The sequence below is a fragment of the Pseudomonas sp. SDI genome (assembly GCF_003105155.1).
GTDB lineage: Bacteria > Pseudomonadota > Gammaproteobacteria > Pseudomonadales > Pseudomonadaceae > Aquipseudomonas.
The window spans coordinates 34,925-60,420 of record NZ_QETK01000016.1 but is presented as its reverse complement, the minus strand read 5'-3'; the positions used below and the strand labels follow the sequence as shown (position 1 = coordinate 60,420).

General features: G+C 62.7%; 26 protein-coding genes and 3 pseudogenes. 14 read left to right on the top strand and 15 right to left on the bottom strand.

Translation table 11 applies throughout. From position 1 onward, the window contains the following. The first annotated feature begins 117 nt into the window (after positions 1–117). Complete coding sequence (locus DCO48_RS12635; RefSeq protein ID WP_116550944.1) at positions 118–783, top strand: FKBP-type peptidyl-prolyl cis-trans isomerase; 666 nt, start codon at positions 118–120, stop codon at positions 781–783. A 24-nt stretch (positions 784–807) separates the two neighbouring features. Here DCO48_RS12635 and rsd read toward each other — a convergent pair whose 3' ends face one another. The 8 genes and pseudogenes from rsd to DCO48_RS22975 all read right to left on the bottom strand — a co-directional run. Next, complete coding sequence (gene rsd / locus DCO48_RS12630; protein WP_116550943.1) at positions 808–1,278, bottom strand: sigma D regulator; 471 nt, start codon at positions 1,276–1,278, stop codon at positions 808–810. 229 nt (positions 1,279–1,507) lie between these two features. Then, complete coding sequence (locus DCO48_RS12625) at positions 1,508–2,014, bottom strand: disulfide bond formation protein B (protein WP_116550942.1); 507 nt, start codon at positions 2,012–2,014, stop codon at positions 1,508–1,510. A gap of 205 nt (positions 2,015–2,219) precedes the next feature. After that, complete coding sequence (locus DCO48_RS12620) at positions 2,220–3,458, bottom strand: heme biosynthesis protein HemY (protein ID WP_116550941.1); 1,239 nt, start codon at positions 3,456–3,458, stop codon at positions 2,220–2,222. After that, the gene (locus tag DCO48_RS12615; protein ID WP_116550940.1) at positions 3,455–4,564 is read right to left on the bottom strand and encodes a uroporphyrinogen-III C-methyltransferase; all 1,110 of its coding nucleotides are present in this window, start codon (positions 4,562–4,564) and stop codon (positions 3,455–3,457) included. Before DCO48_RS12615 ends, DCO48_RS12620 begins: the two co-directional genes overlap by 4 nt. A gap of 46 nt (positions 4,565–4,610) precedes the next feature. Then, positions 4,611–5,378 carry a uroporphyrinogen-III synthase gene (locus DCO48_RS12610; protein WP_116550939.1) on the bottom strand — a complete coding sequence of 256 codons (768 nt, stop codon included), beginning with the start codon at positions 5,376–5,378 and terminating at the stop codon, positions 4,611–4,613. Further along, positions 5,375–6,316: a hydroxymethylbilane synthase gene (hemC, locus tag DCO48_RS12605; RefSeq protein WP_116550938.1), complete on the bottom strand. Its 942-nt coding sequence runs from the start codon at positions 6,314–6,316 to the stop codon at positions 5,375–5,377. The genes DCO48_RS12610 and hemC overlap by 4 nt, the downstream gene beginning before the upstream one ends. 103 nt (positions 6,317–6,419) lie before the next feature. Beyond that, the gene (locus DCO48_RS12600; protein ID WP_116550937.1) at positions 6,420–7,166 is read right to left on the bottom strand and encodes a LytTR family DNA-binding domain-containing protein; all 747 of its coding nucleotides are present in this window, start codon (positions 7,164–7,166) and stop codon (positions 6,420–6,422) included. Next, a pseudogene (locus DCO48_RS22975) lies at positions 7,163–7,270 on the bottom strand (sensor histidine kinase); the annotation flags it as partial. The gene DCO48_RS12600 and the pseudogene DCO48_RS22975, both read right to left, overlap by 4 nt. Before the next feature lie 221 nt (positions 7,271–7,491). Here DCO48_RS22975 and argH point away from each other — a divergent pair. After that, positions 7,492–8,886 carry an argininosuccinate lyase gene (gene argH / locus DCO48_RS12595; RefSeq protein ID WP_116550936.1) on the top strand — a complete coding sequence of 465 codons (1,395 nt, stop codon included), beginning with the start codon at positions 7,492–7,494 and terminating at the stop codon, positions 8,884–8,886. A 51-nt stretch (positions 8,887–8,937) separates the two neighbouring features. On the opposite strand, the gene DCO48_RS12590 is transcribed toward argH, so the two are convergent. After that, positions 8,938–9,600, bottom strand: coding sequence for a glutathione S-transferase family protein (locus tag DCO48_RS12590; RefSeq protein WP_116550935.1), 663 nt, complete (start codon positions 9,598–9,600; stop codon positions 8,938–8,940). A gap of 146 nt (positions 9,601–9,746) precedes the next feature. Between DCO48_RS12590 and DCO48_RS12585 the strand changes: the two genes are divergently transcribed. The 3 genes from DCO48_RS12585 to DCO48_RS12575 all read left to right on the top strand — a co-directional run bounded on the left by DCO48_RS12585 (position 9,747) and on the right by DCO48_RS12575 (position 13,377). Beyond that, positions 9,747–10,031 carry a hypothetical protein gene (locus tag DCO48_RS12585; protein WP_116550934.1) on the top strand — a complete coding sequence of 95 codons (285 nt, stop codon included), beginning with the start codon at positions 9,747–9,749 and terminating at the stop codon, positions 10,029–10,031. A gap of 84 nt (positions 10,032–10,115) precedes the next feature. Beyond that, on the top strand, positions 10,116–10,361 hold the full coding sequence (locus DCO48_RS12580; RefSeq protein WP_116550933.1) for a TIGR02647 family protein: 246 nt from the start codon (positions 10,116–10,118) through the stop codon (positions 10,359–10,361). A 166-nt stretch (positions 10,362–10,527) separates the two neighbouring features. Then, entirely contained in the window at positions 10,528–13,377 is a 2,850-nt protein-coding gene (locus DCO48_RS12575) for a class I adenylate cyclase (protein WP_116550932.1), read from the top strand. Between the two features lie 83 nt (positions 13,378–13,460). Here DCO48_RS12575 and rnk read toward each other — a convergent pair whose 3' ends face one another. From rnk to cyaY, 3 genes are all read right to left on the bottom strand, one after another. Further along, positions 13,461–13,871, bottom strand: a complete 411-nt coding sequence (gene rnk / locus DCO48_RS12570) for a nucleoside diphosphate kinase regulator (RefSeq protein ID WP_116550931.1) — start codon at positions 13,869–13,871, stop codon at positions 13,461–13,463. 172 nt (positions 13,872–14,043) lie between these two features. Beyond that, positions 14,044–14,265 carry a DUF1289 domain-containing protein gene (locus DCO48_RS12565; RefSeq protein WP_116550930.1) on the bottom strand — a complete coding sequence of 74 codons (222 nt, stop codon included), beginning with the start codon at positions 14,263–14,265 and terminating at the stop codon, positions 14,044–14,046. Between the two features lies 1 nt (position 14,266). Beyond that, positions 14,267–14,599 carry an iron donor protein CyaY gene (gene cyaY, locus DCO48_RS12560; RefSeq protein WP_116550929.1) on the bottom strand — a complete coding sequence of 111 codons (333 nt, stop codon included), beginning with the start codon at positions 14,597–14,599 and terminating at the stop codon, positions 14,267–14,269. Positions 14,600–14,782: 183 nt separating this feature from the next. Here cyaY and DCO48_RS12555 point away from each other — a divergent pair. The 6 genes and pseudogenes from DCO48_RS12555 to DCO48_RS12530 all read left to right on the top strand — a co-directional run. Next, positions 14,783–14,917: pseudogene (locus tag DCO48_RS12555) on the top strand (lipoprotein); the annotation flags it as partial. A gap of 12 nt (positions 14,918–14,929) precedes the next feature. Next, positions 14,930–16,177 carry a diaminopimelate decarboxylase gene (lysA, locus tag DCO48_RS12550; protein ID WP_116550927.1) on the top strand — a complete coding sequence of 416 codons (1,248 nt, stop codon included), beginning with the start codon at positions 14,930–14,932 and terminating at the stop codon, positions 16,175–16,177. A gap of 4 nt (positions 16,178–16,181) precedes the next feature. Beyond that, a complete protein-coding gene (gene dapF, locus DCO48_RS12545; protein ID WP_116550926.1) occupies positions 16,182–17,012 on the top strand; it encodes a diaminopimelate epimerase in 831 nt (276 codons plus the stop codon). A gap of 13 nt (positions 17,013–17,025) precedes the next feature. After that, entirely contained in the window at positions 17,026–17,760 is a 735-nt protein-coding gene (locus tag DCO48_RS12540) for a DUF484 family protein (protein ID WP_116550925.1), read from the top strand. Next, positions 17,760–18,659: a tyrosine recombinase XerC gene (xerC, locus tag DCO48_RS12535; protein WP_116550924.1), complete on the top strand. Its 900-nt coding sequence runs from the start codon at positions 17,760–17,762 to the stop codon at positions 18,657–18,659. The genes DCO48_RS12540 and xerC overlap by 1 nt, the downstream gene beginning before the upstream one ends. Continuing rightward, positions 18,656–19,351: an HAD family hydrolase gene (locus tag DCO48_RS12530; protein WP_116550923.1), complete on the top strand. Its 696-nt coding sequence runs from the start codon at positions 18,656–18,658 to the stop codon at positions 19,349–19,351. The genes xerC and DCO48_RS12530 overlap by 4 nt, the downstream gene beginning before the upstream one ends. A 95-nt stretch (positions 19,352–19,446) precedes the next feature. Here the strand turns inward: DCO48_RS12530 and sutA are convergent, their stop codons facing one another. From sutA to glnK, 3 genes are all read right to left on the bottom strand, one after another. Further along, a complete protein-coding gene (gene sutA / locus DCO48_RS12525; protein WP_116550922.1) occupies positions 19,447–19,767 on the bottom strand; it encodes a transcriptional regulator SutA in 321 nt (106 codons plus the stop codon). Positions 19,768–20,142: 375 nt separating this feature from the next. Then, the gene (locus tag DCO48_RS12520; protein ID WP_116550921.1) at positions 20,143–21,474 is read right to left on the bottom strand and encodes an ammonium transporter; all 1,332 of its coding nucleotides are present in this window, start codon (positions 21,472–21,474) and stop codon (positions 20,143–20,145) included. Positions 21,475–21,514: 40 nt separating this feature from the next. Further along, positions 21,515–21,853, bottom strand: coding sequence for a P-II family nitrogen regulator (glnK, locus tag DCO48_RS12515; protein ID WP_002555808.1), 339 nt, complete (start codon positions 21,851–21,853; stop codon positions 21,515–21,517). Between the two features lie 343 nt (positions 21,854–22,196). Between glnK and DCO48_RS12510 the strand changes: the two genes are divergently transcribed. The 3 genes and pseudogenes from DCO48_RS12510 to DCO48_RS12500 all read left to right on the top strand — a co-directional run bounded on the left by DCO48_RS12510 (position 22,197) and on the right by DCO48_RS12500 (position 25,451). After that, positions 22,197–22,460: an accessory factor UbiK family protein gene (locus DCO48_RS12510; protein ID WP_116550920.1), complete on the top strand. Its 264-nt coding sequence runs from the start codon at positions 22,197–22,199 to the stop codon at positions 22,458–22,460. 268 nt (positions 22,461–22,728) lie between these two features. Further along, positions 22,729–23,742 (top strand): annotated as a pseudogene (locus DCO48_RS12505) (YifB family Mg chelatase-like AAA ATPase); the annotation flags it as partial. Then, on the top strand, positions 23,736–25,451 hold the full coding sequence (locus DCO48_RS12500; RefSeq protein ID WP_116550918.1) for a recombinase family protein: 1,716 nt from the start codon (positions 23,736–23,738) through the stop codon (positions 25,449–25,451). The pseudogene DCO48_RS12505 and the gene DCO48_RS12500, both read left to right, overlap by 7 nt. The last annotated feature ends 45 nt before the right edge of the window (positions 25,452–25,496 follow it).

The following is a 25,496-nucleotide window of genomic DNA, read 5'->3' as shown; positions in this document are numbered from 1 at the left end:
CAGCTGCGAGCAAGTGTAGTTGCTGGAAAATCGCCTGCTGATATTTGCCGGAAGTTCCGCCCGACACTGGCATACTTGCGCCCCTGTGAACTCTTCCTCTGTGACAGGAGCGAGCCTGTGTCGCGCACTCTATTGATCGCTTTTTTATGCCTGCTCAACCCGGCTTTCGCCGCCGAAGGCGAGGCCCCGGCCAGCCCCCACGACCTTGCCTACAGCCTTGGCGCCAGTCTTGGCGAACGCCTGCGCGAAGAGGTTCCGGACCTGCAACTGCAAGCGCTGCTGGAGGGCCTGCAACAGGCCTATCAGAACAAGCCGCTGGCCTTGAGCAAGGCACGTAGAGAGGCGATTCTCAGCCAGCACGACGCCCAGGCCAATGCGGCCGCAGCGCAGTCGCAAAGCGAACAGGCGCTCACCGCCGAGAAGCGTTTCCTGGCCACCGAGCGCGCCCGCGCCGGGGTTCGCGAACTGGCCGATGGCGTGCTGATGACCGAGCTGGCGGCAGGCACGGGCGCCAAGCCAAAACCAGGCGGCAAGGTGCAGGTACGCTATGTAGGAAAGCTGCCGGATGGCAGTGTTTTCGATCAGAACCAGCAGGCCCAGTGGTTCAACCTGGACAGCGTGATCGAAGGCTGGCAGAGCGCCTTGCCGCAGATGGCCAGCGGCTCCAAATGGCGCCTGGTGATCCCCTCGGCACAGGCCTACGGTGCAGATGGCGCCGGCGATGTCATCGCCCCCTACACACCGCTGACCTTCGAGATAGAACTGCTCGGAGTTGCCGACTGAGCGTCGGCAACGGCAGAGACTGAATCAGGCCTCGACCAGGCCTTCTTCCTTGTGCGAGTTGTGCAGCACTTCGATCAGGCAGTCTTCCAGTTCGAAGCGTTCGTGCAACAGGCTGCCGAGCTCGGTGAGCTTCTTGGCAAAACGCTCGGGGTCGTTACAGTTGCCCTTGTCGCAGTGGTCATTGAACGCCAGGGCAATCTGCGTGATGTCGTCGATCCGCGGGCTGATCCGCTGGGCCAGTTCCAGGCTGCGGGTGTCTTCGAAGGCCTTGGCCTCGCTGACCAACTGCTCGATGACCTCGAAGTGCCAGGCGGAGACATAGTCCACCAGGACCGCACAGAAGTCGCGGCTCTTGTCCTTTTCGGCAAACGCCGGCTTGGCATCGCGCAAGCTGCGAAAACCCTGGACCAGCTCTTCGCGCTCTTTTAGCCAGCGGTCAATCAGCTGATGAACTCCACCCCAGCGTTCCTGAGCATTCTGACAACTATCTAGCATGGCAATGTCATCCCTTCTGGGTAATGCCTCTGCCTCCCGGCGCGTGATCGTGCGGCACCAAGGGTGAAACCGGCAGACGACATCGAGCAGCTGTATTTTCGGTATGCGTGCAGGGGAGATTATTCCCGAGCGCCCTTGTCTTCAAGGTACGCAGGCGACAATGTTCATACAAGTGTTTAATGCCAGGCAATGTGGCCATCGGTCGCGCCAGCGGCGGCGCGGCATGCGTTCAGCCGCTGACATCACGCAACCGGCTTAGCAGGTCGGCCAGCGCCAGCGCCGCCAGCAGCAGGAAGGCCAGCAGGCTCCACTCCGGGACGCTGAGGTCGAGAAAGCTCCAGGTCATCGCCACACACTCACGGCTGCCCAGCAGCAATGCGGTGACCAACTCCTGCAGGGTGGAATGCTCGATCAGGTAGGTCAGCGGGTGCTGGCAGCCGCCCTGCGCCGCTTCCGTATGGCTCTGCAGCCAGATCTGCCGCCAGGCCAGCAACGCACCGCAGCCAGCCAGGCCCAAGGCCAGACCGGCGTAGAGCCTGGCCAGCAGACGGCCACGATGATGCAGCAACGCGCACAGGCAAACGATTGCAAAGGCACCCAGGAAAAAGCGCTGGCTCTGGCACAGCGGGCAGGGCCTGAGGCCAACCGCGAACTCCAGGTAGAACGCCGCACCCAGCACCAGCAAGGCCACCAGCAAGGCCAGGAAAAACAGTGAGCGCAAACAGGCCGACGGCATGGCAGGTCCAGGGCGGGAAGAGGTGTAACAACGGTAGGGAAAGCCACGCCACGTTTCAAGGAATCCCATGGCGGAGATATCCTCGATTCACTGGTGACGCTTCCAGATGGAAGATAAGACCTTTCCCCTGCCCTATAGAGAAAAATCGGCGCCGTTACATTTTGAATAAACACACGGGTTTGCCGCTGGCAAAACCCGTGCTTTTTCAGGCGCGAACCGCGTCCGGCAAGGGCGACGCCAGCAGACGTTCATCCAGCAGCCCCAGCCCTTCTTGAAACAATTGATTGCTTCGCTCGGTGTCGCCGAGGCTAGCCAGCAACCGTGCCAGTTCGGCACAAGCTTCCGGGTTACGCTGCAAGCGCAAGCTGCTTTCAAAGTAGTCGCGGGCTTTACCCCACAGACGATTCTGCAGGCACAACCGGCCCAGGGTGAGCAGCAGGCTCGGGTCGTCCGGGTGCCCTTTGAGCCAGGCTTCGGCGGTTTGCAGTTGGCGCGCCGGGTCGCTGCCACGGACCAGCCCGTAGAGCCGTGCCAGGTGGCTTTCATAATCGCGCTTGAGCGCCGTGCGCAGGGCCGCCTCGGCCTCGCCCTCGGCCCCCAGCTGACGCAGTTGCTCGGCATACGCCAGCACCAATTGCGGTTCCTGACGCTGCGCGTTGGTCAGTTGCTGCCAGGCCCGCTCCAGCGCTTGCCGGGCGCTCTCGCCCTCGCCTTCGCGTTGTACCGCCAGGCCCAGGTTGGCACCCCAGGCGCGCTTCTCCAGCTCGGCCAGTTCAGCGGCCGGCAGCACCTTGCCCTTGCGCAGCTCGGGCATCAGCCGGATCAGCGACGACCAATCGCCACGCTGCTGATACAGCCGCTGCAACTGGCGCAGCACCTGCGCGTTGTGCGGATGACGCTCGTGCATCGCTTGCAGGGTTTCCAGCGCGCCGTCGGTTTCGCCACGTTCCATCTGCAATTGCGCGTGGGTCAGGGCAATCGCCAGTTCGGCTTGCGGCTGGCGCTCAAGCGCTCGCTCAAGCAGGCTGTCGCTGTCTTCGCGGCGGCCCAGCTCGTTGGCCGCACGGGCCGCACCGAGGTAGTACAGCAGGGGTTGGCGTTCAGCTTCGGCGGCACGCTGCAGGTGCCGTTGGGCGCTGGCCCAGCGGCCTTCGGCGAGGTCCAGCTGACCCTGTTCGATGGCCAGGCGCGTGCGCTTGCTGCGGTTGCGCCGCGACCACGGGTTGACCACCCCGCTGGAGGTCAGGACGATGCCAACCAGCACGCGGAGCAGCCATAGCACCAGCACGATGGCCACCAGCAGGCCAAGGGTGGCCCACAGGCTCGACTCGTAGCGGAAGGTGTCATAGGCGATCAGCACGTAACCGCTGTGGCGGGCCACGGCGATACCCAGCAAGGTGGCGGCGACAATCGCCAGCACCGCCCACAGGTAGGCACGTTTCATGGGCGCGGCTCCTGGCGCAGGTTCGCTTCCTCGGCCGGCAGGTGCCGGCGTTCCAGGTACGCTTGCACGGCGCTCAGGCTGGCATCCAGGTCGGGGGTGACGACGCTGACGGTTTCCTTGGCCAGCGCATCGAGCTGGGCCAGCATCCGCTTGCTCTGTTCGTTGTCGCGGTTGAAGTTGGCCAACAGCACGCTGCGCGCTTCATCCAACGCCTGGGTGTAGACCTTGGGCTCGCCGTTCAGCGCCGCCCATTGTGCCTGTTCCAGGGTCAGGCTCAGGGCCAGGCGCACCTGGTTCAGGGCCTGCCCGGCAAGCAGCGGCTTGACGTTCTTGTCGGCATTGAAGTCGATGCGGAAGTAGCGCGAGATCTGCTCCCACCACTGCGACCAGCGGCTCGGCCCATCGCCATCGGCGGTCATGCCGAAGAGTGGCTTGCCGTCGTTGTCGAATGCCGGTGCCAACGCACTCAACTGCACCACCTGCTCACGCAATGCAGCCAGTTGCAGGAACAGCCCGGTGCGGTCCGGTTGCTCGACACTGTTCAGCGCCGCCAGGCTGCGCGCCAGCTGCTCACGAGCAGCGAACGAGGCTGGGTCGCTCTGCTCGCGCAGGATCTGGTCGGCACCTTCGACCAGCGCGCGAGCGCTGGCGATGTCCTGCAAGGCCGACAGGCGCAGGCTGGCCAGGCGCAGCAAGTGTTCAGCCTCGGCCAGGCGCCAGTCCTTGCGGCTGGCACCGAGCACGGTTTCCAGGCGCTGGCTCAGGCGCTGCTGATCGCCCTGCAGTTGCGCCACCAGGCGCCGGCGGTCTTCCAGCTCGGTCGCCGGCGGCATCCCGGCGAGCTGGCTGGACAATTTCTGTTCGCGCTGTTGCAGGGCCTGGGTTTCGATCCGCAGTTCCTGCAACTGGTCGTTCTGCGTCAGGTGCACGCTCTGCAACTGGCGGACCTGCCAGACACCCCAGCCGCCAACGGCGACGCCCGCTGCACCGAGCAGCAGGGCAACCACGGCCAGGCCATTGCCGGCACGCTTGGGGGCCACGGGGAGTTGCGCAGGCGCCTCGGGCGTCGACTGCAGATCATCGTTGGGCAAGGCAGTTTCGCTCACGTATCCATCCTTTGCATTGAGGCACGTCGCCAATCAGCTTAGCGCCTTAGAGGGCGGCTGCAGGGGTTTCCTGCAAGGCCGCCAGCAAAGCCGCGGCACTGGCACCGCGGCAATCCACCACCCGTTGTGCACCGGCGGCTCGGGCCAGTTCGGCAACACGCGGGCTCGGTACGAACAATGGCCACTGCGCCAGGCGCGGCCAGGCATCGCCGGCCAGCTGACGCAGGTGTTCGAATCCCTGCCCACTGCTGACCACCAGGCCGTTCAAGCGTTCCGCTTCGATGCGCCGCAGCAGCGTGGCCGGCGGGTAGTCCGGCAGCCGACGGCGGTACAGCGGCAGATAATCGACATGCGCACCCAACGCCGTCAACTGCTCGGCGAGCAGCTCGCGGCCGTCTTCGCCACGCATGATCAGCACTCGGGGTGTAGGCCCGGCCAGCGCCGCACGCAACGACGGCAGTTGCAGCAGGGCTTCGCTGTCGTCGCCACGTTCGGGGAACTGCACCGTCAGGCCCTCGGCCGCAAGTACCGTGGCCGAGGCAGCGCCGACGGTGAACCAGGCCGGCGTCAACGTGGCCGGGCCGTGTTGCGCCAGCAAGGCCAGGCCCAGACGGGCCGCCGGCTTGCTGACCACGATCACGGCACAATAACGGTTCAGCTCGCGAGCGATACGCTGTTGTTCGGCGGTCGGCGGCAGTGCTTCGATATCCAGCAACGGCAGGCTGCTGCCGAACTCGCCGGCGGCGGCAAGGGTAGCGGCCAGCGCCGCACACTCCTCAGCCGGCCGGGTCAGCAGCAGGCGCCAGCCGCTCACGGGTGACCGGCCTCGCCATAGACCGCCTTGAGGATCGCTTCGGCGCCTTGTGCGAGCAGATCTTCGGCGACCTGCACGCCCAGCGCTTCGGCATCCTTGCGCAAGGCGCGGGCCTGGGCGCTGAGCAGTTTGCCGCCGCTCGGCTCGCCGACCAGGCCGCGCAGCCACAGGTGCTCGCCTTCGAGCACCGCGTAGCAGGCAATCGGCACCTGGCAGCCGCCATTGAGGTGTTTGTTCAGCGCCCGCTCGGCCGTGACCCGGTCGGCGGTATCGGCGTGGTGCAGCGGCGCCAGCAAGGCATGGATCTCGCTATCGGCACTGCGGCATTCGATGCCGACCGCGCCCTGACCACCGGCCGGCAGGCTGTCGTCGACGCTGATGCTGGAGGTGATCCGCGCATCGAAGCCCAGGCGGATCAGCCCGGCGGCGGCCAGGATGATCGCGTCGTACTCGCCGGCATCGAGCTTGGCCAGGCGGGTGTTGACGTTACCGCGCAGGAAGCGGATTTCCAGGTCCGGCCGCCGCGCCAGCAGCTGTGCCTGACGGCGCAGGCTGGAGGTGCCGACGATGCTTCCCGCCGGCAGCGCGTCGAGGCTCTTGAAGGTGTTGGAAACAAAGGCGTCGCGCGGGTCTTCACGCTCGCAGATGCAGAACAGGCCCAGCCCCTCGGGGAAATCCATCGGCACATCTTTCATCGAGTGCACGGCGATATCGGCCTGGTTCTCGAGCAGGGCGGTTTCCAGCTCCTTGACGAACAGGCCCTTGCCACCGATTTTCGACAGCGGCGAGTCGAGCAGCTTGTCGCCCCGGCTGACCATCGGCACCAGGGTCACCAGCAAGCCGGGATGGGCCTGTTCCAGGCGGGCTTTGACGTATTCGGCCTGCCACAGGGCAAGGGCACTTTTGCGCGTGGCAATGCGGATTTCACGAGTGGACATGGATCGATCCGTACAAGGTAAATGCCACGGATGATAACAGCACATCCGCGCGCGCTTGCAGATCTATGTCATCAGCGCGGGTCGCTGCTCGACCCGGCACCGTTCAAAGTTGCTGCATCATCTTGCGCACGCCGGCCACATGGCGCCGGCTGACGATCAGGGCATCGCCGTTGAGGCCCTTGAGGTAGAGCTGAAAGTGCCCCAGCGGGGTGCGCTGCAAGCGTTCGATACGCTCGCGGGCCACCAGCGCGTTGCGGTGGATGCGCACGAAACGCTCGCCGAACTCGTCTTCCAGGGCCTTGAGCGGCTCGTCCAGCAACACTTCGCCGCCTTCATGGCGCAAGGTCACGTACTTGTGGTCGGCAATGAAGTAGATCACCTGGTCGAGCGGGATCAGTTCGATGCCCTTGCGGGTGCGCGCGCTGATATGGCTGCGTGGACCGTTGCCGCTTTCGGCAGCCGGTCGGGTCAACGCCGCCAGTTGCACGCGATTCGGTCGCTCGGCCTTGCGCAGGGCGTCGCGCAGGCCGGCCGCATCGGTGCCCTTCAGCACGAAGCTCAAGGTGCTGTCCTTGAAGGCCTGCACATCGAATTCGTCTTCGCGGGTGGTGAACAGTACGGCCGGCGGCGATTCGCGCTCGCACAACCGCGCCGCCACCTGCAGGCCATCGACCCCGGGCATGCGGATGTCGAGCAGGACCACCTCAGGTCTGAGGCTGTCGATCAGCGCCAGTGCCTCGTCGCCATTGGTGGCGCTGGGCTCCAGTACTGTATAGCCCTCCAGCTCGCCCAGCAGTCGGCTCAGGCGTTCGCGGGCTTGGGATTCGTCATCAACGATCAGGACATTCATATTGCGCTGGATTCCTGCGTGAGTCTCGCACAAGGATAGCGTAGACAGGTGAGGTGACGACCGTCACGGCGATCCACGCTCAGACTCGCACGATGGCTAAAGATTCACTGAAGCGACCTTAAAGTCGCCAATCCTCTGTCCAACTGTAGACGGTTGCCGGAACGCTGCCGTTCAATCGATAAATATCCTTTCAGCGAGCTGCTGTCGCGCCCCCGAGCTGCGACATAAACCCGCATTTGTGCCGACCGCCGAGCCCCGGCAGGGCGTGCAACCCTGTTATCATCTGCGCCACTTTTTCCCGTTCACGCCTTCAACGAGTGAATCCATGAGCACTGACAAGACCAACCAGTCCTGGGGCGGCCGTTTCAGTGAGCCGGTCGACGCCTTCGTCGCCCGCTTCACCGCCTCCGTCAACTTCGACCAGCGCCTGTACCGCCACGACATCATGGGTTCGATCGCCCACGCCACCATGCTGGCGAAGGTCGGCGTCCTCACCGAGGCCGAGCGCGACACCATCATCGACGGCCTGAAGACCATTCAGGACGAAATCGAGGCCGGCAACTTCGACTGGCGCATTGACCTCGAAGACGTGCACATGAACATCGAGGCGCGCCTGACCGACCGCATCGGTATCACCGGCAAGAAGCTGCACACCGGGCGTAGCCGTAACGACCAGGTGGCCACCGACATTCGCCTGTGGCTGCGTGACGAAATCGACCTGATCCTGGCCGAAATCACCCGCCTGCAGCAGGGCCTGCTGGAGCAGGCTGAGCGTGAAGCCGAAACCGTCATGCCTGGCTTCACCCACCTGCAAACCGCCCAGCCGGTGACCTTCGGTCACCACCTGCTGGCCTGGTTCGAAATGCTCAGCCGCGATTACGAGCGCCTGGTCGACTGCCGCAAGCGTGCCAACCGCATGCCGCTGGGCAGCGCTGCCCTCGCCGGCACTACCTACCCGATTGATCGCGAGCTGACCTGCCAGTTGCTGGGCTTCGAAGCCGTGGCCGGCAACTCGCTGGACGGCGTCTCCGACCGCGACTTCGCCATCGAGTTCTGCGCCGCGGCCAGCGTGGCGATGATGCACCTGTCGCGCTTCTCCGAAGAGCTGGTGCTGTGGACCAGCGCCCAGTTCCAGTTCATCGATCTGCCTGACCGGTTCTGCACCGGCAGCTCGATCATGCCGCAGAAGAAGAACCCGGATGTACCGGAACTGGTGCGTGGCAAGACCGGCCGCGTGTTTGGCGCCCTTACCGGCCTGCTGACCCTGATGAAAGGCCAACCGCTGGCCTACAACAAGGACAACCAGGAAGACAAGGAACCGCTGTTCGATGCCGCCGATACCTTGCGCGACTCGCTGCGGGCGTTCGCCGACATGATCCCGGCGATCAAACCGCGTCACGCCATCATGCGCGAAGCGGCCCTGCGTGGTTTCTCCACCGCCACCGACCTGGCCGATTACCTGGTTCGCCGGGGCCTGCCGTTCCGTGACTGCCACGAAATCGTTGGCCACGCGGTGAAGTACGGCGTCGACACCGGCAAGGACCTGGCGGAAATGAGCCTCGACGAACTGCGTCAGTTCAGCGACCAGATCGAGCAGGACGTGTTCGCCGTGCTCACCCTCGAAGGCTCGGTGAATGCCCGTAACCACATCGGCGGCACCGCACCGGCCCAGGTTCGCGCGGCCGTGACCCGCGGCAAGGCGCTGCTGGCCAGCCGCTAAACCGTATCCCCAGGCTCGGCGGCGCAATGCCGCGAGCCTGGCCTGGTGCACTCAGCGCTTGCCGCTGCGCACCATCTCGAGGAACGCCGGCATCTGCGCCTCCTTGTCGGCGGCAATCTTCTGCACGTTGGGGTTCTGCTTGAAATGTTCGAGCAGGGCCTTGGCCTGTGGGAAATCTTCCAACACATCCATGTTGAAGACTTTCTTGCCCACGGCGTAGGCCAGGTCGACGGTGAAACAGAACATCACGTCGGCGATGGTCATCTGCTCGCCCGTCACATAGGGGCTGAACGTAGCGTTGCGCTTGAGCGTCGCCAGCCCCGCCAGCAGCTCGCCCTTGGCTTTTTCCTTGATCACCGGGTCGACCTGGGCGCCGAAGAACGCCTCGGGGAAGCAGGCACGCGCCGGCAACTCGATGTACAGCTCGATCTCCTTGGCCAGCTCACGCACCTTGGCCTGGGCGAAAGCGCCTTCGGGCAGCAGTGCCTTGCCGGGCTGGGTCTGCTCGATGTAGTCGAGGATCAGGCTGGTTTCGCTGAGAAAGCCGTGCTCGGTTTCCAGCACCGGCACCTTGCCGCGCGGGCTGATCGTCAATGCCTGTGGGCTCTGACCGCCGAAGAACAGCACTTCTTCGAAGGGCAGGCCCTTCTCCAGCAGCGCCAGCTTGACCATGTTGTAGTAGTTGCTGACTGCAAATCCGTGAAGCTTGAGCATAGGTGACAGCCTCCAGGCCGTGAGGGGATGGCCGGGCTGTTATAGACCCAATAATCGAGCCTGACCAGCACCATGCGACGCGTCGATAACAGGGCATTGACGGCGCGCTCATGGCAAACTGAGCGTCCATCACGAGGAGTCCGCCCATGAGCGAGCACAACGAAATCGACAACGACGAAGAAGAATTCGCCGAGTCGACCCTGATCGAGGCGATCGAAAACCAGATCGAAAGCGACAACCCGCCTGCCGCCAAGGCCACCTTCAACAAGCTCACGCTGGTGGGCTACGAGCGTGACGACATCCTCAACCTCATGGCCCACGTGCTGGCCTATGAGATCGACGCGATGCTCGAAGACGACCGCGCCTTCGACACCCAGTGGTACGAAACCGCCCTGCGCGCGCTGCCGGAACTGCCCCCGGAAAAGGAATAAGGCGAAGGCGAAATTCCCTGACTACACTGCAAGACCAAGCACTGACGACAGTGCTGCCCTCCTTGTCTGGAAGTCGGAGTTTCTATGTCGTTCACCCCCGATCTGATTGCCGAACTGAAAGTGCTTGCCTTGTTCAACCTGGATAGCAGCCAGGAAGGCATCAAGGTGCACAACACGGCCACCCAGGATGTCATCGCTGCTGCGAAGCGCCTGTATGAGAAAAAGCTTACCGACCAGCCCGATGGCGGTTACCTGACCAGCCTCGGGCATGATGCTGCCGAGCATGCGCAGCAACTGCTGACCATCTTGCAAGTGGGCGAGCCCGCCTGAACCTTTGATGACCCCTGTGGGCGCCAGCCTTGCTGGCGATGCCCGGCCTGGCCGGGCCTCACAGGCCACGCCCAAAAATCTGACGTCAAAAATCAAATAGCGCTAATCGCTCTGCCTTGCAGCGGCTAAACTCGCCTTTGCTCCCCCAAGGCCGGTTGACGCTGCCATGAACCACCCTCACGAAATTCGCCCCGACCTGGACCAGGGTATCGACCGCAAGGTACTCAGCCAGCTGCGCGCACGTTTCCTGCGGTTGAACGAAGGGCGCCTGGCACGGGCCATGGATGGGCTATCGAGCCGCCAGCAACAGGTGCTGAACCTGCTGCCGCTGTTCTTCCACGTCAATCACCCGCTGCTCCCCGGCTATGTTTCCGGCGCCACCCCGGCCGGCGTCTCCGGCTTCGAGCCAGCTCCCAACACCCTCGCCGAAGCCCAACGCCTGACCCGCTCGTTTGCCTACAAAGCCAAACGCGGCAACCCAGTTCAGCCGATCCACGGCCTGTTCCTGATGGGCAGCCTCGGCACCCTGGCGCAGGCCGAACAAAGCGACATGGACGTGTGGGTCTGCCATGCACCGAACCTGAGCGAGGACGAGCTGGCCGAGCTGCGCCGCAAATGCCAATTGCTGGAAAGCTGGGCTGCCACCCAGGGCGCCGAGGCACACCTGTTTCTGATCGAGCCGCAGCGTTTCGTCACCGGCGAACGCGACCGTACGCTGAGCTCCGACGACTGCGGGACCGCCCAGCATTACCTGCTGCTGGACGAGTTCTACCGCACCGCGATCTGGCTGGCTGGGCGCACGCCGCTGTGGTGGCTGGTGCCGGTCTATGAGGAAGGCAGCTACGCGCGCTATACCCAGACCCTGCTGTCCAAGCGCTTCATCCGCGCCGAAGACGTGCTCGACCTGGGCAACCTGTCGCAGATTCCGCCCGGCGAGTTCGTCGGCGCCGGGCTCTGGCAACTGTTCAAGGGCATCGAGTCGCCGTACAAGTCGGTGCTCAAGTTGCTGCTGACTGAAGCCTATGCCAGCGAGCACCCGCAGGTGCAGTGCCTGAGCCTGCAGTTCAAGCAAGCGGTGTTCGCCAACCGGCTCGACCTCGATGAGCTGGACCCGTACATGATGGTGTACCGGCGAATCGAGCAGTACCTGCGCAAGCGTGGCGAGCAGCAGCGCCTGGAGCTGGTGCGGCGCAGCCTGTACCTGAAAGTAAACAAGAAGCTCAGCAGCCTGGCCCGTCAGCGCAACGGTGGCTGGCAGCGGACGTTGCTCGAACGGCTGACCGCCGAATGGGGCTGGGACGAACGCCAGTTGGCGCTGCTCGACAGCCGCAGCCAGTGGAAGGTACGCCAGGTGGAAGTCGAGCGGCGCGAGCTGGTGGCCGAGCTGAACCACAGCTACCGCTTCCTCGGCCAGTTTGCCCGCAGCCAGAACGCCGCCAACCGGATCGACCAGCGCGACCTCAATGTGCTCGGCCGGCGCCTGTATGCCGCGTTCGAGCGGCGCGCCGGCAAGGTCGAGTTCATCAACCCGGGGATTGCCCCGGACATCGCCGAAGACACCCTGACCCTGGTCCATTCGCCCAACCGCAAGGAACCCGGGCAAAGCCACTGGGGCTTGTACAACGGCACACTGAATACCCTGGAATGGGAGCACTTCGCACCGATCAAACGCAGCCGCGAGCTGCTTGAACTGCTGACCTGGGCGCACCGCAACGGCATCATCGACAGCAGCACGCGGCTGGCCCTGCACCCAGGCAACAGCGACCTGAGCGAGTACGAGCTGTTCAACCTGCTCGGCAGCCTGCAGCAAAGTGTGGCGCTACCGCTGGCGACCGTCAGCGAGGCGCGCCTGCTGCAACCGAGCGTGGCCGACGAGATCCTGCTGCTGGTGAACGTCGGCGTCGATCCGCTGCGGCATCACCGCGAGCTGAACATCCTGATGACCACCGAACGCACCGACTCGCTGAGCTATGCCGGGGTACGCGAAAACCTGGTGCTGACCCTCGACCAGGTCACCCTCAACAGCTGGAACGAAGTACAGGTACATCGCTACGACGGCGAGCATGCGCTGCTGCGCTGTGTGCGCGATTACCTGAGTAACCTCGGCAAGGGCGCACACCGCCCGCGACTGCGGGTGAGCTGCTTCTGCCACAACCGCGCGCAAGCGATCGCTGCGCGCGTCGAAGAGGTCTTCGCCGCGGCCGCAGCGCTGCTGCGCCAGGGCCTCAACCACCGCTACCTGATTCAGGTGCAACAGCACACTCACGTGCTGGAGTTGCTGGCCGACAGTGTTCAACTGATCACCCTGGACGGGCAGGACGCCCTGCTCGCCTATCTGGGCGAGGAGCGCCTGGACTACAGCCCGTTGCACCTGGACGCCAACGTGCTGGAAGAGCATGACCTGGCGCAGGTGCTACCGCAGGCCCTGCCGCAATGTATCCAGGTGTTCTACCGAGTGCAGGACAGCTGGGCGGACGTGTATGTGCTGGATGAGTTCAACGCACTGTGGCAACAGCGCTTGCCGTACCACGACGAGAGCAGCCTGCTGCTACCGTTGCAGCGCTTCCTGCAATCGATCGTGTTCCGCCGCGATGCGCGCCTGCCGCTGGACAGCGTGCACGCCCAGGGGTCGCTGGACATTCTTTACTACCAGTTGCTGCCATCGGGTATGGGGCGGGCGCGCCAGGTGGAGCCGCGGCAGACGCCGGATATCAACGTCGATGCCCAGCACTACGAAGTACAGGCGATCATTCAGACGGGAGCGGACGAAGGTTTGCAGGTGACGCTGTACTGCAACCAGAAGGAGTTTTCAGAGCTGGAGCACGGTGACCAGCTGTACGCGGTGGTGGCCCGCGAGATCATTGGCCAGCGCCGTGAGGCGCAGCGCTATCGCTGCTACATCACCGACCTGGACCTGTCCGACCTGCTCGCCGACGGGCTGGGTTCGAGCAACCTGCACCTGCGCTACAAGCAGGACCTGGAGCGGGAACTGAACCAGGCGTTGTTGCTGGTGTGAGAGAGCTGCTCAGCTTTTGTAGGAGCGGGCGCGTCCCGCTCCTACAAAATCACCCCAAAGCCATCCCTAACAGGGCCAGCGAATCAGAGATCGAAATCCCCCGCCGCCTCCGGCTGGTACTCGACCGCCAGCAAGGTCAGCTTCAGGGTCTTGCCGCCTGGCGCCGGCCAGTCGATCTGCTCACCCACCGACAAGCCCAGCAAGGCGCTGCCAATCGGCGCCAGGATCGACACCTTGCCGTCACCGCCGGCATCTTTCGGGTACACCAGGGTCAGGTGGTAATCCTTGCCACTGGCTTCCTCGCGGCAATGCACACGCGAGTTCATGGTCACGACGCCCGCCGGAACCTCGGTGTGCGCGACCACCTGTTCGGCACGGTCCAGCTCGGCCTGCAACGCCAGCACGCCCGGCGTGTTCTCGTCGAGGTTGTCGAGCATCTCCTCCAGCCGCTGTACGTCCAGCCGGGTGAGGATAAGGGAAGGCTTGCTGCTCATGATCCAGTCAGACTCCTTGTTTCTGGGCTAGGAATAACCAAAAAGTTTCGCCAGGCGACATAAAGCAAAACCCCGCCCAAGGGCGGGGTTTTCAGGTATTTCGGCAAGGCCGATGAGGATCGACACTACCACAGCCCGGCAAATACACAAGCGCCCGAGCGCCGCAGGCGGATCAGCCCGCGCTGGCCGCCGCGCGGCGCTGTTCGGCCTGGCCGACGATCTGCCGGCGCTGCTGGTCGTCGGCCGCACGCCACTGACGAATGTCCTCGACGTGGCGGAAACAGCCCAGGCAGACCTTGGCTTCGTCGAGCCGACACAGGCTGATGCAGGGCGACGGCACCGCCGGGCTGACGTTGCTGTACAGCGGCTTGGCCGGTTTGCTTACGCTGCTCATCTCAGATCTCGTCGAAGTCGAGCTTTTCGCCGGCCCGCGCCCAGACGATGCGCTCGAGCATTTCACCGAGCAGTTCCTCGGTTTTCTCACAGGTCCACTTGTTGCTCTGCTCGTCGTAGTCGAAGTGGAAGCCACCGGAACGGTCGGCCAGCCACAACTGACGCAGCGGCTCCTGGCGACTGAAGATCAGTTGGCTGCCGTTGTCGAAGGTGATGGTCAGAACACCGGCGGCGTTCTCCATATCCAGGTCCATCCCGCTCTCATCGAACAGGTCTTCCAGGGCCTGTTGGGTCGCGTCGACCAGGTCGTGAAAACGCGCTTCGGTCAAACTCATTGCAAGAACCTCGAAAATATCTGCTCACACGCAAGCCGGGCAAGATACGAGCGCGGCGCCTCGAATGCAAAGATTAACACCCCATGCCACCCGTGCCGCCCGACGGCTGGCCGGCCGCATAGGCAAGCCGCCGGGCGCTCGGTATACTCGGGCGCAATACTGCTTAAATTAAAGGATTTCGCCATGAAGCGCCTGATTTCCTCCCTCGCGGCGCTCGTCGCGGTTGCCTGCCTTGTCTCCGCCTGCGGTCAGAAAGGCCCGCTGTACCTGCCTGAAGATGGCAAGGACGGCAAGAAGTCGCACTCGCACCAGCACCAGTAAGGGATCCCCATGGACGCTTTCAACTACCGCGACGGGCAACTGTTCGCGGAAGGCGTGGCCCTGTCGGCTATCGCCGAACAGTTCGGTACGCCGACCTACGTGTACTCGCGGGCCCACATCGAAGCCCAGTACCGCAGCTATGCCGATGCCCTGCAGGGTGTTTCGCACCTGGTCTGCTACGCGGTCAAAGCCAACTCCAACCTCGCGGTGCTGAACCTGCTGGCGCGTCTCGGCGCCGGGTTCGACATCGTCTCCGGCGGTGAACTGGAGCGCGTGCTGGCCGCTGGCGGCCGCGCCGATCGCGTGGTCTTCTCCGGCGTTGGCAAAACCCGTGAAGACATGCGCCGCGCCCTCGAAGTCGGTGTGCACTGCTTCAACGTCGAATCCACCGACGAGCTCGAACGCCTGCAAGTGGTTGCCGCCGAGATGGGCGTCCGCGCGCCGGTTTCGCTGCGGGTCAACCCGGACGTCGATGCCGGCACCCACCCGTATATCTCCACCGGTCTCAAAGAGAACAAGTTCGGCATCGCCATTGCCGACGCCGAGGAGGTCTACATCCGCGCCGCGCAGCTGCCGAACCTGGAAGTGGTCGGCGTCGACTGCCATATCGGTTCACAACTGACCACCCTCGAGCCGTTCCTCGATGCCCTCGACCGCCTGCTGGACCTGATCGACCGCCTGGGCGATTGTGGCATCCTGCTGCGTCACCTCGACCTGGGTGGCGGCGTTGGCGTGCGCTATCGCGACGAAGAGCCACCGCTGGCCGGCGACTACATCAAGGCGATCCGCGCGCGCGTCGGCGATCGCGATCTGGCGCTGGTGTTCGAACCGGGCCGCTACATCGTGGCCAACGCCGGCGTGCTGCTGACCCGCGTCGAGTACCTCAAGCACACCGGACACAAAGACTTCGCCATCGTCGACGCGGCGATGAACGACCTGATCCGCCCGGCGCTGTACCAGGCCTGGATGGACGTCAGCGCCGTGCAGCCGCGCGAAGGCGAAGGCCGCACCTACGACGTGGTCGGGCCGATCTGTGAAACCGGCGACTTCCTGGCCAAGGAACGCACCCTGAACCTGGCCGAAGGCGACCTGCTGGCCGTGCATTCGGCCGGTGCCTATGGCTTCGTCATGAGCTCCAACTACAACACCCGCGGCCGTTGCGCCGAGGTGCTGGTAGATGGCGACCAGGCATTCGAAGTGCGTCGCCGCGAAACCGTGGCCGAGCTGTTTGCCGGCGAAAGCCTGCTGCCGGAGTGACCCCATGCTGCTGCGTTTTACCAAAATGCATGGGTTGGGCAATGACTTCATGGTCCTCGACCTGGTCAGCCAGCACGCGCACATCCTGCCCAAGCACGCCAAGCAATGGGGTGACCGGCACACCGGCGTTGGTTTCGACCAGTTGCTGATCGTCGAGGCACCGAGCAACCCGGAAGTGGATTTCCGCTACCGGATCTTCAACGCCGACGGCTCCGAAGTTGAGCAGTGCGGTAACGGTGCGCGCTGCTTTGCGCGCTTCGTGCTGGATAAACGCCTGACCGCGAAGAAACGCATCCGCGTCGAAACCCGTGGCGGCATCATCGAACTCGACGTGCGCAACGACGGGCAGATCTGCGTCGACATGGGCCCGCCACGGCTGGTTCCGGCAGAGATCCCGTTCCAGGCACCGGCCCAGGCCGCAAGCTACCCGCTGGAAGTGGCCGGGCGCACGGTGGAACTGGCCGCGGTGTCGATGGGCAACCCGCATGCGGTGCTGCGCGTCGATGACATCAACAGCGCCCCGGTACACGAACTCGGTCCGCAGATCGAACACCATCCGCGCTTCCCGCAACGGGTGAATGTCGGCTTCCTGCAAGTGATCGACCGCCACCGCGCGCAGTTGCGCGTGTGGGAACGCGGTGCCGGGGAAACCCAGGCCTGCGGTACCGGCGCCTGTGCAGCTGCCGTGGCGGCCATCAGCCAGGGCTGGATGGATTCGCCGCTGCTGATCGACCTGCCGGGTGGACGCCTGTCCATCGAGTGGGGCGGTCCCGGCACGTCGGTATTGATGACCGGCCCCGCCGTGCGCGTGTATGAAGGACAGGTTCGTCTATGAGGAAGTACCAGCCATGAACGATCAGCCCCAGGCGCCAGCCGAACAGCCCAGCGACAGCAATGTGGAGGGCTCGACGCCCACCCTCGGGGCTGAAGCCGTGGCTGCCTACCTACGCGACCACCCGACCTTCTTCAGCGCGCGCGACGAGCTGCTCGCCGAACTGCACATCCCCCACCAGCGCGGCGACAGTGTGTCGCTGGTGGAGCGCCAGCTCACGCTGCTGCGCGAGCGCAACATCGAGATGCGCCACCGCCTCTCGCACCTGATGGACGTTGCCCGCGACAACGACCGCCTGTTCGAAAAAACCCGCCGCCTGATCCTCGACCTGCTCGACGCCGACAGCCTCGAAGCGGTGGTCATGGCCGTGGAAGACAGCCTACGCCAGGAATTCCAGGTGCCCTTCGTCAGCCTTATCCTGTTCAGCGAGAACGCCACGCCGATCGGCCGTTGGGTCAACACGGCCGAGGCCCAACAAACCATCGGCGGCCTGCTCGGTGGCGGCAAGACCGTCAGCGGCAACCTGCGCGAGCATGAGCTGGCGTTCCTGTTTGGCGAGGAGCAGCGCAAGGAAGTCGCTTCCAGCGCCGTCGCCCCGCTCGACTACCAGGGCCTGCACGGTGTGCTGGCCATCGGCAGCCGCGACCCGCAGCACTACAAGAGCACGGTCGGGACGCTGTTCCTCGGTTACATTGCCGAAGTGCTGGGCCGGGTCATCCCGCGCTTTACCACCCTGCGCCCGGTGCGCTGATGAAGCGCCAGCTGCAGGCGTTTTGCGCGCACCTGCGCAACGAGCGCCAGGTGTCCGAGCACACCCAGCTGGCCTACCGCCGCGACCTCGACAACGTCCTGGCCTTCTGTGAGAAGACCGGCATCGGCAGTTGGGGTGACCTGCACATTCAGCAACTGCGCCAGTTCGTCGCCCGCCAGCACCATGCCGGGCAGTCCTCGCGCAGCCTGGCGCGGATGCTCTCGGCAGTGCGCGGTTTCTACCGCTACCTGAACCGCGAAGGCCTGTGCAGCCACGACCCGGCCAACGGCCTGACAGCGCCGAAGGGCGAGCGCCGTCTGCCCAAGACCCTCGACACCGATCGCGCCCTGCAACTGCTGGACGGCGCGGTGGACAACGACTTCATCGCCCGCCGCGACCAGGCCATGCTAGAGCTGTTCTACAGCTCGGGGCTGCGCCTGTCCGAGCTGACCAGCCTCGACCTGGGCCAGCTCGACCTGCCGGCCGGGCTGATCCAGGTGCATGGCAAGGGCAGCAAGACCCGTGTGTTGCCAATTGGCCGCAAGGCCCGCGAGGCCCTCGATGAGTGGCTGAAAATGCGCGGCATCGGCGCCCCGCAGGACGACGCGGTATTCATCAGCAAGCAGGGTCGGCGGCTCGGCCCGCGGGCGATCCAACTGCGCGTGCAGGCCGCTGGGGTACGCGAGCTGGGGCAGAAGCTGCACCCGCACATGTTGCGACATTCCTTCGCCAGCCATTTGCTCGAATCGTCCCAGGACCTGCGCGCAGTACAGGAAATGCTCGGCCATGCCGACATCGCCACCACGCAGATCTACACTCACCTGGACTTCCAGCATCTGGCTGCGGTGTACGACAGCGCCCACCCTCGGGCCAAACGCAGTAAAGGCGACGACTCATGAGCATCCAGCTGATCACCTTCGACCTCGACGACACGCTGTGGGATACCGCGCCGGTGATTGTCAGTGCCGAAGCCGTGCTGCGCGACTGGCTGGCGGCCAATGCGCCGAGCCTCGGCGCGGTGCCGGTGGAGCACCTGTACGCGATCCGCGAGCGCCTGGTACAGGCCGAACCCGGGCTCAGGCATCGCATCAGCGCGTTGCGCCGACGGGTGCTGTTCCATGCCTTGGAGGACGTCGGCTACAGCGCCGCTCACGCCAAGGAACTGGCCAACGAGGGTTTCGAGGTGTTCCTGCATGCGCGGCAGCAGGTCGATATTTTCCCCGAGGTGCAGCCGGTGCTGGAGATCCTGCGGCACAGCTATACCCTGGGCGTGGTAACCAATGGCAATGCCGATGTGCGCCGCATCGGGCTGGCGGATTACTTCAAGTTTGCGCTGTGTGCCGAGGATCTGGGCATCGGCAAGCCGGACCCGGCACCGTTTCTCGAGGCGTTGCGCCAGGGCCAGGTAGAGGCCGGCGCGGCGGTGCATGTCGGCGACCACCCCGGCGACGACATTGCCGGCGCCCAGCAGGCCGGCTTGCGCGCGGTATGGTTCAACCCGCAGGGCAAGGCCTGGGCATCCACACAACGCCCGGACGCGGAGATCCAGCGCCTGTCGCAACTGCCCGAGGTGCTGGCACGCTGGCGCTGAAAGATCGGCCTTGACGCCTACAGGTACAGCGCCGAGCACCACACGCCCACAAAAAAGCCCGCAGCGACGGCGGGCTTCTTTGCTGACGGTAACCCTTAGATAGGGCGGCTACCGTACTTGTTGTCCGGCTTCTTGGGCGGGTCGGCGACCACATTGGCCTCGACTTCCTGCACCTTGCCGCCACGGGAGAGAAACTCTTCCATCGCCTTGGCCAGGGCATCACGCTCCTTTTGCTTGGCTTCCATGCTCGGCATTTCATCTACCGAAACAGCCGCCTTGGACTTGCCCTTGGCCACCGGGGCCGGACTGTCGTCACCGCTGTCATCGGCTACGTCGTCAGCAGCCGCGTCAAGGCCTTCATCGCCTTCGTCGTCGCCCACTTCGAGGTCGTCGGTTTCCAGATCGTCGTCGCTCATGTTTCTACCTCATGACTTGCGAAAAGCAGGTTAGTTATAGACCAGCAGCACCGGATGTCGAAAGCTGCCAGAGAAAAGTTCGGGCCCGGGGAGCATCGGCTCACGCTGCATCGGCGGCTTGTTCTTGGACAAGCCTAGCAAAGGGCGGTGAAGTCTGCGGACACTGTGTCTGCACCCCACGGCGCGCATTCTAGCGTGCTCTGGGAAAAAGCAAAGTGCCTAAATATCCTTGATGCCTGTAAGTTTTAAACCTACATCTCAGCCCCTTCGCACCTGACGGAAAAACTGCGCCAGTAAACCGTTTGCGCAGCGCTCAACGTTCAAAATTCGGGCAAAAAAATGCCCGGCGAACCGGGCACGTTTTTTTCGAGGTCGTTACAGGTTGTAGCCACGCTCGTTGTGCTGAGCAAGGTCCAGACCGACCGCTTCTTCTTCTTCGTTTACCCGCAGGCCCATCACCAGATCCAGTACCTTGAGGATCAGGTAAGTGACGATTGCAGTGTAGATCACGGTAAAGCCGACACCTTTGGCCTGAATCCAGACCTGCGCACCGATGTCGGTGACGGTGCCGAAGCCGCCCAGGGCCGGGGCGGCGAACACGCCGGTGAGGATTGCCCCGACGATACCGCCGATACCGTGTACACCGAAGGCGTCCAGCGAGTCGTCGTAGCCCAGCTTGCGTTTCAGGCTGGTGGCGCAGAAGTAGCAAACCACACCGGCCACCAGGCCAATCACCAGCGCCCCCATCGGGCCAACAGTGCCAGCCGCCGGGGTCACCGCAACCAGGCCGGCCACCACACCCGAGGCGATGCCCAAGGCACTTGGCTTACCGTGGGTCAGCCATTCGGCGAACATCCAGCCCAGGGCCGCCGCAGCGGTAGCGATCTGGGTCACCAGCATGGCCATGCCGGCAGTGCCATTGGCCGCCGCAGCGGAGCCGGCGTTGAAGCCGAACCAGCCGATCCACAGCATGGCCGCGCCCATCAGGGTGTAACCGAGGTTGTGCGGGGCCATTGGCGTGGTCGGGAAGCCTTTGCGCTTGCCCAGTACCAGGCACGCCACCAGGCCGGCGATACCGGCGTTGATGTGCACCACGGTGCCGCCGGCGAAGTCGAGTACGCCCCAGTCCCACATCAGGCCGCCGTTACCGCTCCAGACCATGTGCGCAATCGGTGCGTAGACCAGGGTGAACCACACGCCCATGAAGATCAGCATGGCGGAGAACTTCATCCGCTCGGCGAAGGCACCGACGATCAGCGCAGGGGTGATGATGGCGAAGGTCATCTGGAAGGTGATGAACACCGCTTCCGGGAACAGCGCCGTCGGCGAGGTCAGGCTGGCCGGGGTGACACCGGCAAGGAAGGCCTTGGACAAGCCGCCCACGAAGGAATTGAAGTTGACTACACCCTGTTCCATACCGGTGGTATCGAACGCCATGCTGTAGCCGTAGATAACCCAGAGCACACTGATCAGGCCGGTGATGGCGAAGCACTGCATCATCACCGAAAGCACGTTTTTGGACCGCACCATGCCGCCGTAGAACAGGGCCAGGCCGGGGATGGTCATGAACAGCACCAGGGCTGTGGCGGTCAACATCCAGGCGGTGTCGCCGGAGTTGAGCACGGGGGCTGCCTCCTCTGCCAGGGCCAGGCCGGGCATTACGAGGGACAAAAGGGCTCCTAGCCCTGCGAACTGACGCAGAGTCATGTTGTTATCTCCTGGGGCGTTGGGGTTTGGGGCGGCTTGTTTAGATCGCGTCGGTATCGGTTTCGCCGGTACGGATGCGAATAGCCTGTTCCAGATTCACCACGAAAATCTTGCCGTCACCGATCTTGCCGGTGTTGGCCGCCTTGGTAATGGCCTCGATGACCCGATCCAGATCCTTGTCGTCGATGGCGACATCGATCTTCACTTTTGGCAGGAAATCGACCACGTATTCCGCGCCGCGGTACAGCTCGGTGTGACCCTTCTGCCGGCCGAAGCCTTTGACTTCAGTGACGGTAATGCCCTGCACGCCGATTTCGGACAGCGACTCGCGCACGTCGTCCAACTTGAACGGCTTGATGATGGCAGTGACTAGCTTCATGAAACTTTCTCCCGAATTGGTGGACTTGCCCCAGGAAAACAAACCCGACTCAAGTCTAAGCGCAGTGCCTGGCTTTGTAACGCTTCGTCGACCGCAACTCACCGGACCGACATCAGTGCATGGGTCGTAATGGTCTAAGCAGAAACCTTGCCAGCTCTTACAAACGTCGTGTTTACAACGACTTGCAGACGACGCCGGATCTTGGCCAGTCGCCAGCAGTGAGCCCCCGCACAACAACGGTGCGCAGACGTTGCCGGGGGTGCGCGAAAAGCGTGCAGTTAAAGGCCGATTTGTCTGCGTGATACACTGCCGGCCTCATTGTGCAGTTACCGGACGGACGATCATGCTCGCGCCCAAAGCCTTTCTTGATGCCCTGAGCGATCAGGCCTCGCGCCTGTTCAGCGGCGACACCTCGCAACCGCGCAGCGAACTGGAGAGCCAGTTCAAGGCCCTGCTGCAGAGCGGTTTCAGCAAACTGGAGCTGGTGAGCCGGGAAGAGTTCGACAGCCAGATGGTGGTGCTGGCCCGCACCCGCGCGCGGCTGGAAGCGTTGGAGGCGAAAGTTGAGGAGATGGAAGCGCGGTTGCAGCCGGTAGCCGCCGAGTAAGCTGCTCCGCCTGACTGACTGGCAGCAATCGCCTGTAGGCGCTGGCTTGCCTGCGACCGAGTGCGCAGCGCTCGTAAAGCCTCAGCCCGCGATGTTCTTGAAACACCGCATGTATAGGTTTTGCTGCCGCTTCGCGGCAGATCGCAGGCAAACCAGCGCCCACCGTTTCTGACAAACCCTGACGCACTCTCCCCCGCGCAGTAGCCCCACGCCCCACTATCCTTTGCCAAGCCGCAGGACGCGGCCTCGTAGCGATCATGGAGCGTTCATGTCCCTTGCCCTTGTCCACAGCCGCGCCCAGGTCGGCGTACTGGCCCCCGCTGTCATCGTCGAAGCACACCTGGCCAACGGCCTGCCAGCGCTGACCCTGGTCGGCCTGCCCGAAGCCACGGTCAAGGAAAGCAAAGACCGCGTTCGCAGCGCGATCCTCAATTCAGGCCTGGAATTCCCCGCCCGGCGCATCACCCTCAACCTCGCCCCCGCCGACCTGCCCAAGGACGGTGGACGCTTCGACCTGGCCATCGCCCTGGGCATCCTTGCGGCCAATGGGCAGATGCCTGCGGCAGCGCTGCACGGCATCGAATGCCTCGGCGAGCTGGCCCTGTCCGGCGCCCTACGACCCGTGCAGGGCGTGCTGCCAGCGGCGCTGGCCGCCCGTGAGGCCGGGCGCGCACTGGTGGTCCCCAAAGAGAATGCCGAAGAAGCCTGCCTGGCCTCGGGGCTGGTCGTGTATGCGGTCGAGCACCTGCTGGAACTGGTCGGCCACCTCAGTGGCCAACAGCCGCTCAACGCCTATCAGGCTAACGGCCTGCTACTGCACAGCCGACCCTACCCCGACCTCTGCGAGGTGCAGGGCCAGTTGGCGGCCAAACGCGCCCTGCTGATCGCGGCGGCCGGGGCGCACAATCTGTTGTTCAGCGGCCCGCCCGGCACTGGCAAGACCCTGCTCGCCAGCCGCCTGCCCGGCCTGCTGCCGGCGCTGGATGAACGCGAAGCGCTGGAAGTGGCGGCGATCCAGTCGGTGGCCAGCCCGGTGCCACTGAGCAGTTGGCCCCAGCGCCCCTTTCGCCACCCGCACCATTCGGCCTCCGGTGCCGCCCTGGTCGGCGGCGGCAGCCGCCCGCAGCCAGGGGAAATTACCCTGGCCCATCACGGCGTACTGTTTCTCGATGAATTGCCCGAGTTCGAACGACGGGTGCTGGAAGTGCTGCGCGAGCCACTGGAGAACGGTGGGTGGTATTCTCACATTTTCTCAGGTGCGACAGGAGGCCCGCGATGGCCACGGCATACGCCTACATTCGTTACTCGTCCAAAGCCCAAGGCGAGGCTGGCAAGGACTCCGTAGACCGTCAAATGGCTTCGATCCAAGCCATTACCAAGCAACAGGGCATTGAGCTGCTGCCGGAGAACATTTTCTCTGATACGGGGATTTCTGCCCATGACGGTAGCAACACTCGGAAAGGCAAGTTAAAGCACATAATCGAGATGCTTAATGACGTTCACATTAAGCCGGGCGACTTTATATTTGTTGAAAGTATTGATCGGTTAAGCCGCCAAAGGCTGCTACAAGCAAAAGAGCTTGTTAACGGCATATTGGAAAAAGGCGTGATATTGATCACCACAATTGACGGCCAAAGATATGAAAAGCCCAACGAAACCAACCGCATCGACGATTTACAGCAAGATATATTGCTCAGCGTAATAGCCAAGCGAGCGCACGAAGAAAGCCGCACGAAGTCTATCCGCCGTAAATCCGCATGGAATAGGGCCAAGAAATTGGCTCAGGATGAAAAGGAAATTTTCAACGGGCACAATCCTCCATACGGCATTAGTTACAACAGCGATGAAGATAAATTCGAGATCATCGAAGAAGAGGCCAAAGAAATACGGGATATTTTTGAGAGCTTGCAGCATGTAGGCGTTTCGCTAACGATTAAAAAACTCAACGAATATTCAAAAAGAAAATGGACTAATAAAAACGTCCAGCACCTACTACAAACGAAATACCCCCTTGGCGCTTATATGGCGCAGCGTAGGGACGAAAACAAAAGAAAGGTATTTGAGCGTTATGTGGAAAACTATTATCCACAAATCGTCTCATACGAGCTTTTTAACAGTGCCGTTCAAGCTATGAAAAACCGGGCTGACAGAAAGCATTATGGTAATCAAACAGTCGGAAGCCTGAACATTTTCAGGCATGTTATTAAATGCCAGTGCTGCAATACCTCAATGCTTTTTGAAAAACAGAGGAATCCCAAGGGAATAATTTACCCGTATTTTCACTGTTTCACCCGAAAAGAATTGAAGAATGGTTGTGATCAACCTCGTTTTCGTTTCGACTTGGCTTTCGGCCTGCTCTTGGAACTGATCTATCAAGCGACAACCAGAGAAGACTTCGACCCGCACCCTTGGCAGTTACAGATACCAGACGATGAGCCTCCAATGAGCGAGGAACGAGCCATTGAGGAAGAAGACGCAAACACAAATTTCAGAGATCTATTATTCAAACTACTTTCCAGCAAGACCAGCAAAGCCGCTGACAATAAAAAAGCCTACGAACTAAACAATCTACTATTGGAGCAAAAAAGTTACAAAGAGAACCTGCTTAAATCATTTTCAGGTTTTACCAGCGGAATTATCCCAGCAGAATTTTTAGAGGTAGTCAGTAAGACAGAGCTAAAAATCAGCGAGACAGAATTAGCCCTATCAAAGCTGCAAGCAGAGATAAATACCAAAAGAACAGCAATAAACATTTACTCTGAAAATGACATTATTGACCTGTATAAGACTGAGCAGGGCCGACTGCGACTAAATCAGTTCTTTATAAACAATGATATCGTATTCAAACTTCAATTTGAAAAATCAACAAGGACGCTTTATGGCAAAATCTATCACGAAGGCAGGTTCGTAGATTTAATCGCCAAGCAGTTCAACCTGCACAATCCGCTGAAAGAATACGGCATTGACAACTTGAACCAATACTTCAATTAAGCATTAGTTTCATCGATCAAAAAAACCGCCTTACGGCGGTTTAGT

Bases quoted from the DNA above. Each gene is read 5' to 3' on its own strand.
- rsd (WP_116550943.1), bottom strand. From the start codon at position 1,278: ATGCTAGATAGTTGTCAGAATGCTCAGGAACGCTGGGGTGGAGTTCAT.
- DCO48_RS12625 (WP_116550942.1), bottom strand. From the start codon at position 2,014: ATGCCGTCGGCCTGTTTGCGCTCACTGTTTTTCCTGGCCTTGCTGGTG.
- DCO48_RS12620 (WP_116550941.1), bottom strand. From the start codon at position 3,458: ATGAAACGTGCCTACCTGTGGGCGGTGCTGGCGATTGTCGCCGCCACC.
- hemC (WP_116550938.1), bottom strand. From the start codon at position 6,316: ATGTCCACTCGTGAAATCCGCATTGCCACGCGCAAAAGTGCCCTTGCC.
- DCO48_RS12600 (WP_116550937.1), bottom strand. From the start codon at position 7,166: ATGAATGTCCTGATCGTTGATGACGAATCCCAAGCCCGCGAACGCCTG.
- argH (WP_116550936.1), top strand. From the start codon at position 7,492: ATGAGCACTGACAAGACCAACCAGTCCTGGGGCGGCCGTTTCAGTGAG.
- DCO48_RS12590 (WP_116550935.1), bottom strand. From the start codon at position 9,600: ATGCTCAAGCTTCACGGATTTGCAGTCAGCAACTACTACAACATGGTC.
- DCO48_RS12585 (WP_116550934.1), top strand. From the start codon at position 9,747: ATGAGCGAGCACAACGAAATCGACAACGACGAAGAAGAATTCGCCGAG.
- DCO48_RS12580 (WP_116550933.1), top strand. From the start codon at position 10,116: ATGTCGTTCACCCCCGATCTGATTGCCGAACTGAAAGTGCTTGCCTTG.
- DCO48_RS12575 (WP_116550932.1), top strand. From the start codon at position 10,528: ATGAACCACCCTCACGAAATTCGCCCCGACCTGGACCAGGGTATCGAC.
- rnk (WP_116550931.1), bottom strand. From the start codon at position 13,871: ATGAGCAGCAAGCCTTCCCTTATCCTCACCCGGCTGGACGTACAGCGG.
- DCO48_RS12565 (WP_116550930.1), bottom strand. From the start codon at position 14,265: ATGAGCAGCGTAAGCAAACCGGCCAAGCCGCTGTACAGCAACGTCAGC.
- cyaY (WP_116550929.1), bottom strand. From the start codon at position 14,599: ATGAGTTTGACCGAAGCGCGTTTTCACGACCTGGTCGACGCGACCCAA.
- lysA (WP_116550927.1), top strand. From the start codon at position 14,930: ATGGACGCTTTCAACTACCGCGACGGGCAACTGTTCGCGGAAGGCGTG.
- dapF (WP_116550926.1), top strand. From the start codon at position 16,182: ATGCTGCTGCGTTTTACCAAAATGCATGGGTTGGGCAATGACTTCATG.
- DCO48_RS12540 (WP_116550925.1), top strand. From the start codon at position 17,026: ATGAACGATCAGCCCCAGGCGCCAGCCGAACAGCCCAGCGACAGCAAT.
- xerC (WP_116550924.1), top strand. From the start codon at position 17,760: ATGAAGCGCCAGCTGCAGGCGTTTTGCGCGCACCTGCGCAACGAGCGC.
- DCO48_RS12530 (WP_116550923.1), top strand. From the start codon at position 18,656: ATGAGCATCCAGCTGATCACCTTCGACCTCGACGACACGCTGTGGGAT.
- sutA (WP_116550922.1), bottom strand. From the start codon at position 19,767: ATGAGCGACGACGATCTGGAAACCGACGACCTCGAAGTGGGCGACGAC.
- DCO48_RS12520 (WP_116550921.1), bottom strand. From the start codon at position 21,474: ATGACTCTGCGTCAGTTCGCAGGGCTAGGAGCCCTTTTGTCCCTCGTA.
- glnK (WP_002555808.1), bottom strand. From the start codon at position 21,853: ATGAAGCTAGTCACTGCCATCATCAAGCCGTTCAAGTTGGACGACGTG.
- DCO48_RS12510 (WP_116550920.1), top strand. From the start codon at position 22,197: ATGCTCGCGCCCAAAGCCTTTCTTGATGCCCTGAGCGATCAGGCCTCG.
- DCO48_RS12500 (WP_116550918.1), top strand. From the start codon at position 23,736: ATGGCCACGGCATACGCCTACATTCGTTACTCGTCCAAAGCCCAAGGC.